The 17,942-nt window shown below is 59.3% G+C and carries 16 protein-coding genes; 7 read left to right on the forward strand and 9 right to left on the reverse strand.

Features of this window, described 5'->3' with window-relative positions; genetic code table 11:
• The first annotated feature begins 66 nt into the window (after positions 1-66).
• The 6 genes from rraA (at position 67) to NL116_RS09890 (ending at position 4,546) form a co-directional block, all read left to right on the forward strand.
• Positions 67-558, forward strand: coding sequence for a ribonuclease E activity regulator RraA (gene rraA, locus NL116_RS09865; RefSeq protein WP_027922555.1), 492 nt, complete (start codon positions 67-69; stop codon positions 556-558).
• 24 nt (positions 559-582) lie between these two features.
• A complete protein-coding gene (locus NL116_RS09870) occupies positions 583-1,578 on the forward strand; it encodes a zinc transporter ZntB (protein ID WP_027922556.1) in 996 nt (331 codons plus the stop codon).
• Positions 1,579-1,641: 63 nt separating this feature from the next.
• A complete protein-coding gene (locus NL116_RS09875) occupies positions 1,642-1,890 on the forward strand; it encodes a CrfX protein (RefSeq protein ID WP_494377005.1) in 249 nt (82 codons plus the stop codon).
• A 2-nt stretch (positions 1,891-1,892) separates the two neighbouring features.
• Positions 1,893-2,717, forward strand: a complete 825-nt coding sequence (locus tag NL116_RS09880) for a mechanosensitive ion channel family protein (RefSeq protein WP_054054005.1) — start codon at positions 1,893-1,895, stop codon at positions 2,715-2,717.
• Positions 2,718-2,804: 87 nt separating this feature from the next.
• On the forward strand, positions 2,805-3,395 hold the full coding sequence (gene sigX, locus NL116_RS09885; protein WP_008146300.1) for an RNA polymerase sigma factor SigX: 591 nt from the start codon (positions 2,805-2,807) through the stop codon (positions 3,393-3,395).
• 107 nt (positions 3,396-3,502) lie between these two features.
• Positions 3,503-4,546, forward strand: coding sequence for an OmpA family protein (locus NL116_RS09890; RefSeq protein WP_494377006.1), 1,044 nt, complete (start codon positions 3,503-3,505; stop codon positions 4,544-4,546).
• 72 nt (positions 4,547-4,618) lie between these two features.
• Here the strand turns inward: NL116_RS09890 and cobA are convergent, their stop codons facing one another.
• The 8 genes from cobA to NL116_RS09930 form a co-directional block, all read right to left on the reverse strand.
• Positions 4,619-5,380 carry a uroporphyrinogen-III C-methyltransferase gene (cobA, locus tag NL116_RS09895; protein ID WP_494377007.1) on the reverse strand — a complete coding sequence of 254 codons (762 nt, stop codon included), beginning with the start codon at positions 5,378-5,380 and terminating at the stop codon, positions 4,619-4,621.
• Positions 5,381-5,390: 10 nt separating this feature from the next.
• Positions 5,391-8,108: a nitrate reductase gene (locus tag NL116_RS09900; RefSeq protein ID WP_494377008.1), complete on the reverse strand. Its 2,718-nt coding sequence runs from the start codon at positions 8,106-8,108 to the stop codon at positions 5,391-5,393.
• Positions 8,108-8,425: a nitrite reductase small subunit NirD gene (nirD, locus tag NL116_RS09905; RefSeq protein WP_477805331.1), complete on the reverse strand. Its 318-nt coding sequence runs from the start codon at positions 8,423-8,425 to the stop codon at positions 8,108-8,110. The genes NL116_RS09900 and nirD overlap by 1 nt, the downstream gene beginning before the upstream one ends.
• Entirely contained in the window at positions 8,422-10,875 is a 2,454-nt protein-coding gene (gene nirB / locus NL116_RS09910; protein WP_494377009.1) for a nitrite reductase large subunit NirB, read from the reverse strand. Before nirB ends, nirD begins: the two co-directional genes overlap by 4 nt.
• A gap of 322 nt (positions 10,876-11,197) precedes the next feature.
• Positions 11,198-12,868 carry a bifunctional protein-serine/threonine kinase/phosphatase gene (locus NL116_RS09915; RefSeq protein ID WP_494377010.1) on the reverse strand — a complete coding sequence of 557 codons (1,671 nt, stop codon included), beginning with the start codon at positions 12,866-12,868 and terminating at the stop codon, positions 11,198-11,200.
• 7 nt (positions 12,869-12,875) lie between these two features.
• Entirely contained in the window at positions 12,876-14,087 is a 1,212-nt protein-coding gene (locus NL116_RS09920) for a nitrate/nitrite transporter (protein ID WP_494377011.1), read from the reverse strand.
• A 260-nt stretch (positions 14,088-14,347) separates the two neighbouring features.
• Positions 14,348-14,923 carry an ANTAR domain-containing response regulator gene (locus NL116_RS09925; protein ID WP_310260607.1) on the reverse strand — a complete coding sequence of 192 codons (576 nt, stop codon included), beginning with the start codon at positions 14,921-14,923 and terminating at the stop codon, positions 14,348-14,350.
• Between the two features lie 15 nt (positions 14,924-14,938).
• Positions 14,939-16,150 carry a CmpA/NrtA family ABC transporter substrate-binding protein gene (locus NL116_RS09930; RefSeq protein ID WP_494377012.1) on the reverse strand — a complete coding sequence of 404 codons (1,212 nt, stop codon included), beginning with the start codon at positions 16,148-16,150 and terminating at the stop codon, positions 14,939-14,941.
• Positions 16,151-16,379: 229 nt separating this feature from the next.
• Here NL116_RS09930 and NL116_RS09935 point away from each other — a divergent pair, with 229 nt between their 5' ends.
• On the forward strand, positions 16,380-17,399 hold the full coding sequence (locus NL116_RS09935) for a quinone-dependent dihydroorotate dehydrogenase (RefSeq protein WP_494377013.1): 1,020 nt from the start codon (positions 16,380-16,382) through the stop codon (positions 17,397-17,399).
• A gap of 250 nt (positions 17,400-17,649) precedes the next feature.
• Here NL116_RS09935 and rmf read toward each other — a convergent pair whose 3' ends face one another.
• Positions 17,650-17,865 carry a ribosome modulation factor gene (rmf, locus tag NL116_RS09940; RefSeq protein ID WP_003223300.1) on the reverse strand — a complete coding sequence of 72 codons (216 nt, stop codon included), beginning with the start codon at positions 17,863-17,865 and terminating at the stop codon, positions 17,650-17,652.
• Positions 17,866-17,942: the final 77 nt, after the last annotated feature.

Raw genomic sequence — 17,942 nt, forward strand, 5'->3', positions numbered from 1 at the left:
CGCATTGAGCAGTTTCGGTCACGTTTCGACACCCTCGATTGTCTTCCTCTTTACAGGAGTTTCTCGATGAATCATTACCTAACGCCTGACCTGTGCGACGCCTATCCGGAGCTGGTGCAGGTGCTGGAACCGATGTTCAGCAATTTCGGTGGCCGTGATTCGTTCGGCGGCGAAATCGTGACCATCAAATGCTTCGAAGACAACTCGCTGGTCAAGGAACAAGCCGAGCTCAAGGGCAATGGCAAGGTGCTGGTGGTCGACGGTGGTGGTTCGTTGCGTCGTGCACTGCTGGGCGACATGATCGCTGAGAAAGCTGCGAAAAACGGTTGGGAAGGGCTGGTGATCTACGGTTGCATCCGTGACGTCGACGTCATTGCACAAACCGACCTCGGTGTTCAGGCACTGGCCAGCCACCCGATGAAAACCGACAAGCGCGGCATCGGCGATCTCAACGTAGCGGTGACCTTTGCCGGCGTGACGTTCCATCCAGGCCATTACATTTATGCGGACAACAACGGCGTGATCATCTCGCCAAGCCCGCTGAAAATGCCTGAATAAACAGAACCCAACAAAGGGATGCGGATGTTCGAGGAAGAAAACGCGCAGTGGGGCCTGGTGCATGCCCTGGTGCTGGACGGTAAAGGCAGTGCGCGTTCGATAGCCCGGACTGAACTCGATGACTTGCAGCTTCAGGCCCATGAGAGCCTGTGGCTGCACTGGGATCGCAGTCACCCGCAAACCCAGACCTGGCTGCGTAAAACCAGCGGTCTGAGTGAATTCAGCTGTGATCTCTTGCTCGAAGAAAACACCCGGCCGCGTCTTCTACAGCTTTCGGACAGCGAATTGTTGCTGTTTTTGCGTGGGGTCAATTTGAATCCCGGCGCAGAACCGGAAGACATGGTCTCGGTGCGGATTTTCGCCTCGGCCAAGCGGGTTATTTCTTTGCGTCTGCGTCCGTTGCGCGCCACTGACGAGTTGTTGGTACAACTCGCCGACGGCAAAGGGCCGAAAACTGCGTCTGAACTTGTCCTGTACATGGCGCAGTACCTCACCAACAAAGTGCAGGATCTGGTCAGTTGCCTCTCGGAAGTGGTCGATGAGGAAGAAGAAAAACTGGATGCCGACGAACGGTATACGCCCGAACATGGCGCCATATTGCAGATCCGTCGCAGGGCGGCAGCGCTGAAACGTTTTCTTGCGCCTCAGCGGGATATTTTCGGCCAGCTGACGCGTATAAAGCTGCCTTGGTTTGTCGAAGACGATGGCGATTACTGGAACGAATTGAACAACAGCCTGACCCGCTACCTCGAGGAGCTGGAATTGACCCGGGAGCGGGTGGGGCTGGTCCTCGAGGCTGAAGACAGGCGCTTGAGCGTGCGCATGAACCGCACGATGTACCGCTTCGGGATCATCACAGGGATCTTTTTGCCGATGAGTTTCCTGACCGGTCTTTTGGGGATCAACGTCGGTGGTATTCCGTTTTCGGCGAGCCCATATGGCTTCCTGATTGCGTGCCTGATGATGGTCTCGGTGGCGCTCGGGCAGTGGTGGTTATTCAGGCGTTTGCGATGGGTCTGAGCATGCGTCATGTGACCCGGGCAATTTTGACCGCGTCTTTCACAGATATCACGAGAGGTGCGTATGCACGATCCGTTTGAACAGTCTTTGCGCGACATGCTCAATTCATCACCGTCCACCCGGGACGACGATGCATGCCTTGGGCGTGTTCTGAAAACCGCCAACCGCCAGGTCGGCGCTGGCGATCTGTTCAGCCTGCTGGGCCGCTGGTTGCCCGCGCTGATGATTGCCCTCAACAACGGCTCGCCCCACGTCGCGCCGGTATCCCGCCACCGTAAACCTACCGTTCGCACTGCTGATAAGGCTGATTGAATATGGAACTTGATCTCTGGACTCAGAGCCTCGTCACTGCGATGACTGCGTTATGGACAAAGGTTGCGAACTTCATTCCGAACCTGTTCGGCGCACTGGTCGTGCTGCTGTTGGGTTTCGTCGTGGCGAAACTTTTGGATACTTTGTTGTCCAAGCTGCTCGCCAAGCTGGGTCTCGATCGCCTGATGGGCGGCACCGGTCTGACTAAATTGCTGTCTCGGGCCGGTCTTCAAGTACCGATCTCGACCTTGATCGGTAAAATTGTCTATTGGTTCGTCCTGCTGATTTTTCTGGTATCTGCAGCAGAATCCCTTGGGCTTGAGCGAGTTTCAGCTACGTTGGATATGCTTGCTCTGTATTTGCCAAAGGTTTTCGGCGCGGCGCTGGTCTTGCTGGTGGGTGTGTTGTTGGCGCAATTGGCCAATGGGCTGGTGCGTGGCGCGGCAGAAGGCGTGGGACTGGACTATGCTTCGGGGTTGGGACGGATTGCTCAGGGCCTGGTGATTATTATCAGTCTCTCGGTAGCGATCAGCCAGTTGGAGGTCAAGACTGACCTGCTCAACCACGTGATTGTCATCGTATTGATCACCGTTGGTCTGGCGGTTGCGCTGGCCATGGGGTTGGGAAGCCGGGAAATTGCCGGTCAGATTCTTGCGGGAATCTATGTGCGTGAGCTTTATCAGGTTGGGCAACAAGTGCGTGTTGGCGAGGTCGAAGGCCAGATCGAAGAGATTGGCACGGTTAAAACCACATTGCTGACCGATGAGGGTGAGCTAGTCTCTCTCTCCAATCGGATTCTCCTGGAGCAGCATGTGAGTAGCCGCTAACCCGGCAAACCCTGCTAATGTATGCCGCCGCAAATTGTCCCGAAAGGGCAGCGGCGGACATTGACCTGACTGTCGGCCCGACTTGTTTTGAATAAAGCTCAATCGCTCTCCACGCGCTACGACCCCCGCGAGCTCTCTGATGAGGAGTTGGTCGCGCGCTCGCATACCGAGCTGTTTCACGTAACACGCGCCTATGAAGAACTGATGCGGCGTTACCAGCGAACATTATTTAACGTCTGTGCCCGATACCTTGGGAACGATCGCGACGCAGACGATGTCTGTCAGGAAGTGATGTTGAAGGTGCTGTACGGCTTGAAGAACTTCGAGGGGAAATCGAAGTTCAAGACATGGCTATATAGCATCACGTACAACGAATGCATCACACAGTATCGGAAGGAACGGCGAAAGCGTCGCTTGATGGACGCTTTGAGTCTGGACCCCCTCGAGGAAGCGTCTGAAGAAAAGGCGCCGAAACCCGAGGATAAGGGTGGACTCGATCGCTGGCTGGTGTATGTAAACCCGATTGACCGTGAAATTCTGGTGCTACGTTTTGTCGCAGAGCTGGAATTTCAAGAGATCGCGGATATCATGCATATGGGTTTGAGTGCGACAAAAATGCGGTACAAACGTGCTCTTGATAAATTGCGTGAGAAATTTGCAGGCATTGCTGAAACTTAGTTCAGCGCAAATATCTCTTACGTGTAGGCTAGTTCTGATAGACTAGCCGCCGAGTTGTCCCCCGGTTTGAGGGACTGCTTTACAATCACCAGATGGGGATTTAACGGATGAAACTGAAAAACACCTTGGGCTTGGCCATTGGTACTCTTATTGCCGCTACTTCGTTCGGCGTTCTGGCACAAGGCCAAGGCGCAGTTGAAGGCGAGCTCAACTACGGGAAGAAGTACAACGACAGCGTTAACAACGTTGAAGACGGCTACACTCCTGGCGCCTCCATCGGTTACTTCTTGACCGACGACGTTTCGTTGAACTTCACCTACAATGCTGACGACTACACCCGTTCGAACAACGGCACTGGTTCTCAGAAAATTGAAGGCGACCAGTTCGGTCTGAACGCTCAATACCACTTCAACAACGCTGGCGACGCTCTGCGTCCTTACGTTCAAGGTGGCGTTAAGCACGGCAGCCTGACCAACGTAGCCGCTGACGGCCACACTGGTCGCGATCAGTCGACTTTCCTGACTGCTGGCGCTGGCCTGAAGTACTACTTCCTGGAAAACGTCTACGCTCGTGCTGGCGTAGAAGCTGACTACAAACTGGACAACGGCCGTTGGGACTACATCCCATCGATCGGTCTGGGCGTAAACTTCGGTGGCGGCAACAAGCCAGTCGCTGCTGCTCCAGCTCCAGAAGTCTGCTCCGACAGCGACAACGATGGCGTGTGCGACAACGTTGACAAGTGCCCAGACACCCCAGCCAACGTAACTGTTGACGCTGATGGCTGCCCGGCAGTTGCTGAAGTTGTTCGTGTTGAGCTGGACGTGAAATTCGACTTCGACAAGTCGGTAGTCAAGCCAAACAGCTACGGCGACATCAAGAACCTGGCTGATTTCATGAAGCAGTACCCATCCACCACCACTACTGTTGAAGGTCACACTGACAACGTCGGTCCTGACGCTTACAACCAGAAACTGTCTGAGCGTCGTGCAAACGCCGTTAAACAAGTTCTGACCAACCAGTACGGTGTTGAATCGTCCCGCGTTCAGTCGATCGGCTACGGCGAAACTCGCCCAGTTGCTGACAACAAAACTGAAGCTGGCCGCGCTGTAAACCGTCGTGTAGAAGCGCAGGTTGAAGCCCAAGGTAAGTAATTACCCGCCGCTTTGAGAAAAGCCCGGCTTAGGCCGGGCTTTTCTTTGTCTGCGATTTGGTGAAGTCCCGTGTCAGGCGTGTTGATATCCGACGTTAATTTCGGCGGACAGGGCCTCTTCGCGAGCACCGTTGGCGGCGACCGCACCAATCACCAGGATGGCCGGGCTTTTCAACTCGAAGGCGCAGGCATCGTCCTCCATCGCCATCAGGCTGCTCCGACATTCCCGTTGATGCGGCAATGACGCGTTTTCAATCATCGCCACCGGCGTATCTCTTGCCATAGAGCCCGCTAGCAGTTGCTCACGTATCTCGCTGAGCTTCGCTACACCCATGTAGATCACCAGCGTCGTGCCACCTTGAGCCAGTGCTCGCCAGTTCAGGTTGCTGCCATCCTGAGTGTGGGCGGTCACCAGCGTCACGCCTCGCGCCACACCGCGCAGAGTTAACGGAATATCGCATTGAGTCGCGCCAGCCAGGCCGGCGGTGATGCCATTGACCAGTTCGGTCTCGACCCCGCGTTCACGCAACCACTGCGCTTCTTCACCGCCACGCCCGAAGATGCACGGGTCACCCCCTTTGAGCCGCACCACGCATTTGCCTTGACGGGCATAACGCAGCATCAAACGATGAATGAACTCCTGTGGCGTAGAGCGGCAGCCACCACGTTTACCTACAGGAATAATCCGTGCGCCGAGGCAGTGCTCAAGCACCGCGTCGTTGACCAGGTCGTCGATCAGCACCACGTCCGCTTCTCTCAGCGCCCGAACCGCTTTGAGGGTCAGCAATTCAGGGTCACCGGGGCCTGCGCCCACCAGCCAGACTTTTGCATTCATTGTCTTTTCCTCACGAGATGACGGCGACCGGCTGCGCGGTGGCGGCCAGCAAACGCTTGATTTCCGGGACGCAAGAGCCGCATTGCGTGCCGCAACCCAATTCCTGTTTCAAGCCCTGCAAGTCCAGGCCGCGGCGAATGCCGGCGCAGACCGCGTTTTGGCTGACGTTATTGCAGTTGCACAGGGTTTTGTTGCCGATGGCTTCGGCGTCGACCTGGCCCGGCGGTGCACTCAGCGGGGCGAGCAGCCAGCGTCGCAGTTGTTCATCGGCGCGACCTTCGAGCCAGAGGTTTTGCAGCCAGTGCCGGGCAAGGGTTTCACCCGCCAAGCGGATTGCGGTGATCCGTCCGTTCTCGATCCGCACACGCTTGCCGATGGAGCGTCGTGGATCGTCGTAGGCCAGGACCGGGCCGTCGTTGAGCCCCAGGCATTGATCGATATCGCGCAGCAGTTGTGGATCGGGCGCTGCGGTGCTGGCAGCGCGTATCAGCAGCGCAGGGCGCTCACGGCCTGTCAGGCTGAGGCTCACGTAGGAAAACGCGTCGCAATGGGGTCGTAGCGTCTCAAAATGTTGTTGGACATCGCCCTCTACCAGCGCGAAAAGGTGCCAGGGTAATTGCACCGGTTCGAGGCGCACGCCGCTGTGTTTGAGCTCAGGTTGTTTCGACAACGGGTCAAAAGCGGGCAGGGTGAGGCTGTTCACGCCCCCCTTGAGAAAACGGTCACCAAAATGCATCGGCAAAAAGGCTTGGCCCGGGCGCACGCTGTCGTCACTGGCGACCGGCACGATCACCGCGCCGCGGCGGCTTTTCAGGCTGATCAAATCGCCGGATTGCAGGCGATGCCGGCGCAGTTCATCGGGGTGCAGGCTCAACACGGCTTCGCTGACATGACCGAACAGTTGCGCGGCTGTGCCGGTGCGGCTCATGCCGTGCCATTGATCGCGCAGTCGTCCGGTGATCAGCGTCAGCGGGAAACGTGCATCGCGCTGTTCCTTGGCGGCGCGATACGGATCAGCCACGAACTGCGCTCGGCCGCTGACGGTCGGGAAAATACCGTCGAGATAAAGACGTGCAGTGCCTGCACTGGCGCCCGCAGGAAAGGGCCATTGTTGCGGGCCGATCTTGTCGATCAATGCGTGGCTGACTCCGGACAAATCCAGATCCCGACCACGCGTCAGTTGTTTGTATTCGTCGAATACCTGTGCCGGAGTGTCAAAGGCAAACAGGCTGGTCGCATCCGGGCGCAGACGCTTTTCCAGCCGCTGTGCGAAATCCACGGTGATCGCCCAGTCTGGGCGCGCTTCACCCGGTGCGACGATCGCTCGGCGAACGTGGGAAATGCGCCGCTCGGAGTTGGTGACCGTACCGTCCTTCTCGCCCCAACTGGCGGCGGGCAACAACAGGTCAGCAAACCTCGCGGTTTCAGTGGTACGAAAGGCCTCCTGTAACACCACGAACGGGCACGCTGCCAGCGCCGCGCGCACGGCAGTCTGGTCGGGAAGTGACTGCGCGGGGTTGGTGCAAGCGATCCACAAGGCTTTGATCTTTCCGCTGCCCATCTGCTCGAACAACTCGATGGCGGTCAGCCCTGGGTTTTCCGGTAGTTGATTGACCCCCCAATAAGCCGCCACTTCAGCGCGGTGCTCGGCATTGGCCGCATCGCGATGGCCCGGCAACAGGTTGGACAGACTGCCAGTTTCCCGGCCGCCCATGGCATTTGGCTGACCAGTCAACGAGAAAGGTCCTGCGCCGGGACGGCCGATTTGACCGGTCGCCAGGTGCAAATTGATCAATGCGCTGTTCTTTGCGCTGCCAGCGGTGGACTGGTTCAACCCCATGCACCATAACGACAGGAAACTCGGTGAATTCCCGACCCATTCAGCGCATTGCTGCAATTGCTCAACGCTGATTCCGCACAGTTGCGACACCATCTGCGGGGTGTAATCGCGCACCAGGTTCTTCAGCTCGGGCAAGCCTTCGGTGTGGGCCTTGATGTAGTCGCGGTCGATCCAGTCCTCCCACAGCAGCAGGTGCAAAATCCCATGAAACAAGGCGACATCGGTCCCCGGAAGAATCGCCAGGTGCAGGTCAGCCAAATCGCAGGTGTCGGTACGTCGTGGGTCGATGACGATGACTTTCATCTGCGGTCGGCGGGATTTGGCTTCTTCGAGGCGACGAAACAGTACCGGGTGGGCGTAGGCCATGTTGCTGCCGACGATCATCACGCAGTCGCTCAATTCCAGGTCTTCATAGCTGCATGGCGGTGCGTCGGCGCCCAGGCTGCGTTTGTAACCGACCACCGCCGACGACATGCACAGACGGGAATTGCTGTCGATGTTATTGGTGCCCACCAGCCCCCGCGCCAGTTTGTTGAAGGCGTAGTAGTCCTCGGTCAACAACTGTCCGGAAATGTAGAACGCCACACTGTCCGGGCCATGTTCGGCAATGGTTTGGGCGAAAACGTTGGCCGCGTGATCGAGCGCGGTGTCCCAGTCAGTGCGGTTGCGCGCCAGGCCTTTGCCCAGGCGCAGTTCCGGGTACAGCGCTCGTGCCGTCAAGTCGCCGGTCAGATGCAGGGTTGATCCCTTGCTGCACAACTTGCCGAAGTTCGCCGGGTGTGCCGGATCGCCGCTGACACCGAGGATGCGCTCGCCGTCGTGTTCGATCAGCACGCCGCAGCCAACCCCGCAATAGCAGCAGGTGGTCGCGGTGATCTGGCGGTCCATCAGCCTGCATCCCGCAGGGCTAGCATCACTCGGCCATTTTCGACCCGCGCCGGGTGGTGATGGGCGCAGCCGATGTCCGGGGCCAGGGCTTCGCCGCTTTCCAGGTCGATTTGCCAATTGTGCAGCGGACAGGCCACACGCTTGCCGTAGATCAAGCCTTGGGACAACGGTCCGCCCTTGTGCGGGCAGCGGTCATCGAGGGCGAACACTTCATCGTCGCTGGTACGAAAAATCGCGATGTCACCTTTTGGGCCGGCAATGATCCGCGAGCCCAAGGCGTTGATTTCTTCCAGTGCGCAGATATCCAGCCAGTTCATGCCAGCACCTCCAGGTTCTTCACGGGAATGACGTCGAATTCTTTCTTCAGCAATGGCTGGGTCAGGCGTTCTTTCCACGGGTCCTGTTCGAACGACAGCGAGAATTGCAGCCGGTCATTGAGCGCCTTGCGCCGTTCCGGGTCTTCCAGCACAGCTTTCTTGATGTGGTCCATGCCGACCCGTTGCAGGTAATGCACGGTGCGCTCGAGGTAGAAAGCCTCTTCGCGATAGAGCTGCAAGAACGCGCCGTTGTATTCGCGCACTTCTTCAGCGGTTTTCAGTTTCACGAAGAACTCGGCGACTTCGGTTTTGATCCCGCCGTTGCCGCCGATGTACATCTCCCAGCCGGAATCCACGCCGATGATGCCGACGTCCTTGATGCCTGCTTCCGAACAGTTGCGCGGGCAACCGGAGACGGCCAGTTTCACTTTGTGCGGCGACCACATGTTGAACAGGTCATGCTCCAGCTCGATGCCCAGCTGCGTGGAATTCTGCGTGCCGAAACGGCAAAACTCACTGCCGACGCAAGTCTTCACGGTGCGGATGGATTTGCCGTAGGCGTGGCCGGACGGCATGTCGAGGTCTTTCCAGACGCCCGGCAGGTCCTGTTTCTTGATCCCCAGCAAGTCGATGCGCTGACCGCCGGTGACCTTGACCATCGGCACGTTGTACTTGTCGGCGACGTCGGCGATGCGGCGCAATTCCGAAGGGTTGGTCACGCCACCCCACATCCGCGGGACCACCGAGTAGGTGCCGTCTTTCTGGATGTTGGCGTGGGCGCGTTCGTTGATCAGGCGCGATTGCGGGTCATCCTTGGCTTCGCCCGGCCAGGTGGAAATCAGGTAGTAGTTGAGCGCCGGGCGGCAGGTGGCGCAGCCGTTCGGGGTACGCCAGTTCAGGTAGCTCTGGGTGCCGGCGATGGTGAGCAGATGCTGTTCGCGAATGGCCTGGCGGATTTGCCCGTGGTTGAGGTCGCTGCAACCACAGATGGCTTTTTCGCTTTTCGGCTTCACGTCTGCCGCGCCGCCCACGGTGTTGATCAGGATCTGCTCGACGAGGCCGGCGCAGGAGCCGCAAGAGCTGGCCGCCTTGGTGTGTTTTTTCACTTCGTCGACACTGAACAGCCCGTGTTCCTGGATCGCCTTGACGATGGTGCCTTTGCACACGCCGTTGCAGCCGCAGACTTCGGCGGTGTCGGCCATGCTCATGGCTTTGTCCTGGCCCTGATGTCCTACGTCGCCCAAAGCATTTTCCCCAAACATCAGGTGATCGCGGATCTCGCCAATGGCGTGATTCTCACGAATCTGCCGAAAATACCAACCGCCATCCGCCGTATCGCCGTACAGACAGGCGCCGACCAGCACGTCATCCTTGATCACCAGTTTTTTGTAGACGCCGCCGATCGGGTCGGAGAGGGTGATGGTTTCCGTGCCTTCGCCGCCCATGAAGTCGCCGGCGGAGAACAGGTCAATCCCGGTGACTTTCAGTTTGGTCGACGTCACCGAGCCTTGATAACGGGCGAAGCCCAATTGGGCGAGGTGATTGGCGCAGACCTTGGCTTGTTCGAACAGCGGCGCGACCAGGCCGTAGGCGATGCCACGATGGCTGGCGCATTCACCGATGGCGTAGACCCGTGGGTCGTAGGTTTGCATCGTGTCGTTGACCAGAATCCCGCGATTGCAGGGAATGCCGGATTTTTCCGCGAGTTCGGTGTTGGGGCGAATGCCCGCGGCCATCACCACCAGATCGGCGGGAATGATGTCGCCGTTCTTGAACTCAACCGAGCCCACCCGGCCATTGCCGGCATCGTGCAGGGCCTGGGTTTGCTCACACAGGCGAAAGTGCAGGCCACGCGCTTCAAGGGCGGTTTGCAGCAACTGGCCGCTGGTCTTGTCGAGCTGGCGCTCCAGCAGCCATTCGCCGAGGTGCACCACGGTCACGTGCATGCCGCGCAGCATCAGGCCGTTCGCGGCCTCCAGACCGAGCAAGCCACCACCGATGACGACGGCGTGTTTATGGGTTTTGGCGGTGTTGATCATCGCCTGGGTGTCAGCGATGTCGCGGTAGCCGATCACGCCCTGCAAGGTGTTGCCCGGAATCGGCAGAATGAACGGGGTCGAGCCGGTGGCGATCAGCAGGCGATCGTATTCGGCTTCGGTGCCGTCTTCGGAGATGACGCGGCGTTTGACCCGATCGATCTCCACCACTTTGCGGTTGAGCAGCAGCTTGATGTTGTTGTCCAGGTACCAGTCGAGGTCGTTGAGCACGATCTCTTCGAATGTTTGCTCACCGGCCAGTACCGGCGACAACAGGATGCGATTGTAATTGGTATGGGGTTCGGCACCGAAGACCGTGATGTCGTACAGCTCGTTGCTCAGCTTGAGCAGTTCTTCCAGGGTACGAACCCCGGCCATGCCGTTGCCGATCATCACCAGTTTTAGTTTTTTCATCAGGTTCTCCGGGGAGCGGTGACCCGCCTCATCAGGGCTTCAGGTCTGGCTCGACAAATTTTGCGCAAACAAAAAAAGGCGTCCCGCTAGTTGCCTAGCGAGGACGCCTTTGTCCTGGTCCCGTTCTCTCGGGAAGCGCAGCCTTCATCGTTGAAGGCTGTGCTTTATGTGTGGTGGAAAGGGTAATGCAGTGGTTGTGCCAAGTGCTTCATGTGGCCGGGTTTATTGGGTGCTGTCGAAGATTACGAGTGTGAGAAGAGCGTTTTCGCACCGAAACAATGCGCGACGCCCGCAATTGGCGCGGCTTTTACACGTAGTTGCGTCAGTCGTGAAAAACCAACACCAGCAGCACCAGATTCAACAGCAACGACACCAAGGCCAATGTTCGCCAGACCCTCAACGGTTCACGCTCCAGCAACGGTCTGGGTCGAACGCTCAAGCTATGCCGTTCACCCTGTTCCAATAACAACAGCCACTCCTCAGCTGTTTCAAACCGCTGATCCGGATCCGCCACAACGGCACGTTGCAGACATTGCGCAATCCATTCCGGCAGATCCGGCCGATAACGACTGGCGCTGACCGGTACACCAAACCGTGGTCGCTGGAACGCTTCGATTTCACCGTAGGGGTAATGCCCGGTCAGCAGGAAATACAGGGTCACGCCCACCGCGTACAGATCTTGTTGCGGCGTCGGGATATCCCCGCGAAAGGCTTCCGGCGCGATGTAACTGGGCGTTCCAGGCAGGGTAGAGGCTTGATCCTCGGACAGTCCGGGGCAATACGCGAGGCCGAAATCCAGCAGGCGCAATTCGCCGTCGTCACCCAGCAGCAGGTTTTCCGGTTTGATGTCTCGGTGAAGAATTTGCCGCCGATGCAACAGGCCAACTGCCCGAAGCAAGCGCTCGGCCAGATCTTGCCATTGCGCCAGCGGCAAAGGTCCGACACGGGTGTGCAGGTCTGCCAGCGTCGTTCCGGAATATTCGCGCATCACATAGTACAAATGCTGACGCTGGCTGGCGGCATGGACTTCAGGAAAATGCCGTCCGGCCACGCGCTTGAGAAACCATTCCTCCGACAGCAACGCCTGCCCGGCCAAGTGATCGTCGTTCAGCGCGGCGGGCAATGTTTTCAACAGCCAGGGTTGCTGTTGCCCGTCGCGAACCCGATAGAGCAGCGATTGCTGGCTCTGACTGAGTATCCCTTCTACGAGCCAGCCTTCGAAGGATTGACCGGGTTTCAGCGCCGTTGGCAATGGCCATTGCTGCAAATGAATCAGCGCATCGCCAATGCTCGTTGCACCCAATGCATCGACCCGTACCAGCAGCGCGCTGGCATTGTCCTGACTACCGGCCAGATGGGCGGCCTGCACCAGAGTGTCTGCCGCACTGTCCAGATCGGGCTGATCTCGCAGAATGGCGGCAATCGCAGTGTCGCCCAGCACGGCCCAGATGCCATCGCTGAGCAGCACGAAACACTCATTCAGGCGCAATTCGCCATCGAGAAAATCCAGCACCAGATGCTGATCCAGGCCTAGTGCCCGTTTCAGCACATGCTGCATGCCCGGCTGGTCCCAGACATGGTCCTCGCTGATGCGCTGCAACTGATCCGCGTGCCAGCGATACACCCGGCAATCGCCGACATGGGCCAGCGTAAAACGCCGACCGCGCATGACCAGCGCACTGACCGTGGTCAGCAGCGGTTGCCCGCCACCATTGGCCTGCAGCCAGCGATTTTGCGCCAGCAGCAGGCGGTCCAGCGCTTGAGCGACACCCCAGGTTTCCGGGGTGGCGTAATAGTCCAGCGCCAGCGCCTGCAAGGTCGAACGGGCGGCGAGACCGCCATCGGCGCATTGGCTGACCCCATCGGCGATGGCAAACAGGTAACCCTTGCTCGCCGCCAATGCCGGGGCCGGCGTCACCAGGCGCAGGGCGTCCTGGTTTTCCTCGCGCGGGCCAATGGCGCTGGCTTCGGCAAAGCTCAGTTGCAGGCTCATTGAGGTCTCAGACCCGCGCCGCCGTCACTGCGGCCGAACCCCAAGTGGTTCTCCAGCGACGTTTCACGCCGTGCAGACCGAACCAGGCAAGAACGCCGAGGCTGGCGAACAACCACAGGGCCAACTGATAACTGCCGGTGCTCTGCTTGATCGCGCCCATGCCTGCCGCCAGGGCAAAGCCACCGATACCGCCGGCCATGCCGATCAAACCGGTCATCACACCGATCTCGCGACGAAAACGCTGCGGCACCAACTGGAACACCGCGCCGTTGCCTGCGCCCAAACCGAGCATGGTGCAGACGAAAAGCGCCAGCGCCGCGTAGGAACTCGGCAGATTGAAACCCACCGCCGCAATGCAGAGCGCCGCCACCGTGTACATCGCCAACAACGTGCGAATCCCGCCGAAACGGTCTGCCAGCGCACCGCCCAACGGCCGCATCAAGCTGCCGCCGAACACACAGGCCGCCGTGTAGTAACCGGCAGTCACCGGGCTCAGGCCGTACTGGTCGTTGAAATAGCCGGGCAGGGCGCTGGCAAGACCGATGAAACCGCCGAAGGTCACGCTGTAGAAAAACATGAACCACCAGCTGTCGCGATCGCCGAGGGCCTTGAAGTAGTCGGCCATCGACTTGGCTTTCGGTCGTTGCGGCGCGTTTTTCGCCAGCCAGGCGAAGACGATCAGGGTCAGGATCAGCGGGATCAGGGCGAAGCCGAACACGTTGCTCCAGCCGAATGCGGCGGCCAGCACCGGAGCGATCAGTGCGGCGAGCACAGTGCCGGAGTTACCGGCACCGGCGATGCCCATGGCTTTGCCTTGATGCTGTGGCGGATACCATTGCGAGGCCAGCGGCAGAGCGACGGCGAAAGACGCACCGGCCATGCCGAGGAACAGGCCCAGCACCAGCGCTTGCTCGTAGCTGTGAATCCCGAGTTTCCAGGCGCCGAACAGCGCACAGATGACGATCACCTGGCCGATCAGCCCGGCGGTTTTTGGCGACAGACGATCCGCCAGCATGCCCATGATAAAGCGCAGCACGGCCCCGGCCAGGATCGGCGTCGCCACAACCAGCCCGCGCTGTTGGGTGGTCAGGTGCAGGTCGGCGGCGATCTGCACCGCCAACGGGCCGAGCAGGTACCAGACCATGAAGCTCAGGTCGAAATAGAGGAAGGCCGCAAACAGTGTCGGCGTATGGCCGGATTTCCAGAAGCTTGAATTCATCGCGCACCTCAGCTGTGAAGAGTCTCGAGAAGGAGTCATGAGCTAGCAGGTGGGGCGCCTGTGGGCCGCACCACCGGCCCCGGGCTGTGGGGCCAAAACGAAAAAACGCCGCCACCTGATTCGCCAAGGGCAAATGAGGTGAGCGACGTCTTTGTCGTAGGTGGGGCAACCGCCGTTGGTTACCTGTGGTAATTACTTAGCCAGATTTGTGCCAACAGTTCAGAACCGAGTTGCGGCCCCTTCAAAGGCACCACAAAACCTCAGCCGAGCAACTCACTCATGGCAATGATCTGCTCGGCAACCTGGATCAACTTCTGCTGCCGGCTCATCGCCTGTCGGCGCATCAGGGTGTAAGCCTCTTCCTCATTGCAGCTCTTCATCTTCATCAACAGCCCCTTGGCCAGCTCGATGCGCTTGCGTTCAGCCAGTTGCTGGTCGCGGGCATGCAGTTGGGCGCGCAGCGCCTGGTCACTTTCAAACCGCGCCATGGCCACGTCGAGAATCGGCTGCAAGCGCTGTGCGTGAATGCCTTCGACGATGTAGGCACTGACCCCGGACTTGATCGCCTGGCGCATCACGCCGGGGTCGTGCTCGTCGGTAAACATGACGATCGGTCGTGGCTGGTCGCGGGTCACCAGCACCACTTGTTCCAGCACATCGCGGCTCGGTGACTCGGTATCGATCAGGATCACGTCCGGACGCACTGTTTCGACGCGCTCGGGAAGGTCAATGGTCAGGCCCGATTCGTCGATCACCTCGAACCCGGCTTCGGTCAGGGCGGCTTTCAATCGACCGACTTTCTTCGCGGTGTCGTTGATCAGCAGGATACGCAGCATGTTCGCAGTCTCCTGTCAGCGCTGGGCGAATCGGTGCGAGCTGTCGCTCAGGGCGTGCAACTTGAAGCTGCGGGCATAGCCGGCCGGGTCGGATCCATCCCAGACTTTGCCGTCGATCAACTGGCTGCTGCGCATGTCTTGATTCTGGGCGGCGACTCCGACAGCGCTGGCAGCCTCGCGGTACAACGCCAGTTGCTGGATTTGGCGGGCCACGCCGAGGTAATCCGGGTCGTCGCGCAACAAACCCCAGCGCCGGAACTGGGTCATGAACCACATGCCGTCGGACAGGTACGGCACGTTGACTTCGCCGTCCGCATGGAAGCGCAAAGCGTGCGGGTCCTGCCAGCGATGGCCCAGACCGTCGGCGTAGTCGCCCAACAGGCGCGGTTCGATGCAGTCGAGGGGGGCGTCGAGGTAGTCGGGCGCGCTCAATAGTTGTGCGGTGCTGCGGCGATTTTCCGTGCTTTGCTCGATAAACCGGCTGGCTTCCAGAATCGCCATCACCAAGGCCCGTGCGGTGTTGGGGTATTGCTCGACAAACGCATGGGTGCAGCCGAGGACTTTTTCCGGGTGATCGGGCCAGATGGTCTGGGTCGTCGCCAAGGTAAAGCCGAGGTTCTGTTGAACTGCGCTGGCGGACCAAGGTTCCCCGACACAAAAACCGTCGATGCGCCCGGCTTGCAGGTGCGCGACCATTTGCGGTGGCGGGACCACGACGCTGTCGACATCCTGTAACGGATGAATGCCCTGACTCGCCAGCCAGTAATACAGCCACATGGCGTGGGTGCCGGTGGGAAATGTCTGGGCGAAGGTAAGTTTCGGGCGAGTTTGGTGCACGTGGCGGTCGAGTGCATCAGGACTGGTCACGCCTAGCGCCTGCAAACCGTGGGAGAGATTGATGCTCTGGCCATTCTGGTTCAGGCCCATCAGCACGGCCATGTCGGTGGAGGCCACGCCGCCGATGCCCAGGTGAACGGCATACATCAGGCCGTACAGGCTGTGGGCGGCGTCGAGTTCGCCGCTGACCAGTTTGTCGCGCAGGTTGGCCCAGGACGACTGGCGCTTGAGGTTCAGGGTCAAGCCGTAAGGCTGGGCGAACCCCTGAGTGGCGGCGACCACCACCGATGCGCAATCGCTCAGGGCCATGAAGCCGAGGTTGATGTCGGTCTTTTCCGGGGCATCGCTGCCATTGACCCACGCCAAAGAGTTGGCTGGAACTTCGATCATGGTTAAGCACCTTGCATAAAAAAACGCCGTACCGGGCGCCTTGCCAGAGCAAGGGCCAGTGACGACGCCATTGTCTTTCGACCCATCCCGCCGTAGGCATGAGTGCTGATAGCGGTGAAGCTGCAAGGCATATGCCATCGTGTGCTGATTTTGTCGCGCGCCTCGCCTGCGGCCCCGATGCGCGGCTATAATTGCCGCCACTTTTCGTAGCCCAGAGTCAAACCCGCCCATGTACACCCTGGCCCGTCAGCTGTTGTTCAAACTTTCCCCGGAAACCTCCCACGATCTGTCCCTGGACCTGATCGGCGCGGGCGGACGTTTGGGCCTCAACGGCTTGCTGTGCAAGGCTCCGGCGAAAATGCCGGTGTCGGTCATGGGCCTGGAGTTCCCGAACCCGGTGGGTCTGGCGGCTGGTCTGGACAAGAACGGCGCGGCCATCGACGGTTTCGCTCAGCTGGGTTTTGGTTTTGTCGAAATCGGCACCATCACCCCACGCCCACAGCCGGGTAACCCGAAACCACGGATTTTCCGCCTGCCGGAAGCCGAGGCGATCATCAACCGCATGGGGTTCAACAACCTTGGCGTCGATCACCTGCTGGCCCGTGTCGCCGCCGCCAAGTACAAGGGCGTGTTGGGCATCAACATCGGCAAGAACTTCGACACCCCGGTCGAACGCGCGGTCGACGATTACCTGATCTGCCTGGATAAGGTCTACGCCCATGCCAGCTACGTCACGGTCAACGTCAGCTCGCCGAACACTCCGGGCCTGCGCAGCCTGCAGTTCGGTGATTCGCTCAAGCAGTTGCTCGCTGACCTGGCCATGCGCCGCGCCGAGTTGGCGTTGCGTCACGGTAAACACGTTCCGCTGGCCATCAAGATCGCACCGGACATGACCGACGAAGAAACTTCGCAGGTCGCACAAGCGCTGATCGAAACCGGGATGGACGCGGTGATCGCCACCAACACCACCCTGAGTCGCGTCGGGGTCGAAGGCATGGAACACGGCGACGAGGCGGGCGGTCTGTCCGGCGCGCCGGTTCGCGACAAGAGTACTCACACCGTGAAGGTGCTGGCCTCAGAGCTGGCCGGTCGTTTGCCGATCATCGCCGTGGGCGGGATCACCGAAGGCAAACATGCTGCTGAGAAAATCGCCGCGGGTGCGAGCCTGGTGCAGATCTATTCCGGCTTTATCTACAAAGGCCCGGCGTTGATTCGTGAGTCGGTAGACGCCATCGCCGCATTACGCTGATCCCTGTGGGTGCGGGCTTGCTCGCGAATGCGATTTAAGATTGAACGATGAGGTTGACTGATACACCGCTTTCGCGAGCAAGCCCGCTTCGACAGTTGGTTTGTGTGTAGCCAGAGATTGAGTTTTGGGCAGGCATAAAAAAGGGCTCCTTAAAGGAGCCCCTGGGCCGGAGCCCGCCGCCCGGATGGGACGTGCGTGGTTAATTCATTCAGTCATCAGATTGTCGTGTCGGAGTGTTAGGCCCTGTAAATTAGCCGACGGCGTGAAGTTCGTTGAGTCTGTGGATTCCCGCAGTGCCGGTCATACCGTCCCAGTTGTCGCCGCGTCCCTCGCGCCAGCCGTTAATCCAGGCTTGGCGTACTGACGGTAGAGTAAATGGGCAAAGCTCACGGGATTTGCCACCAACGCCATATTGATATCCGCGCAAAAATGCTCTTTCCAACGGATCACGCTTAAGTCTTCTCATAGGGTGTTGCCCTCACTTGTTGACTGTATTTATCGCGTAGACCTCAATCGAGGTCTGGCAGAAAAAACTTCTGCCGT

The organism is Pseudomonas sp. FBCC-B1667 (assembly GCF_059133255.1).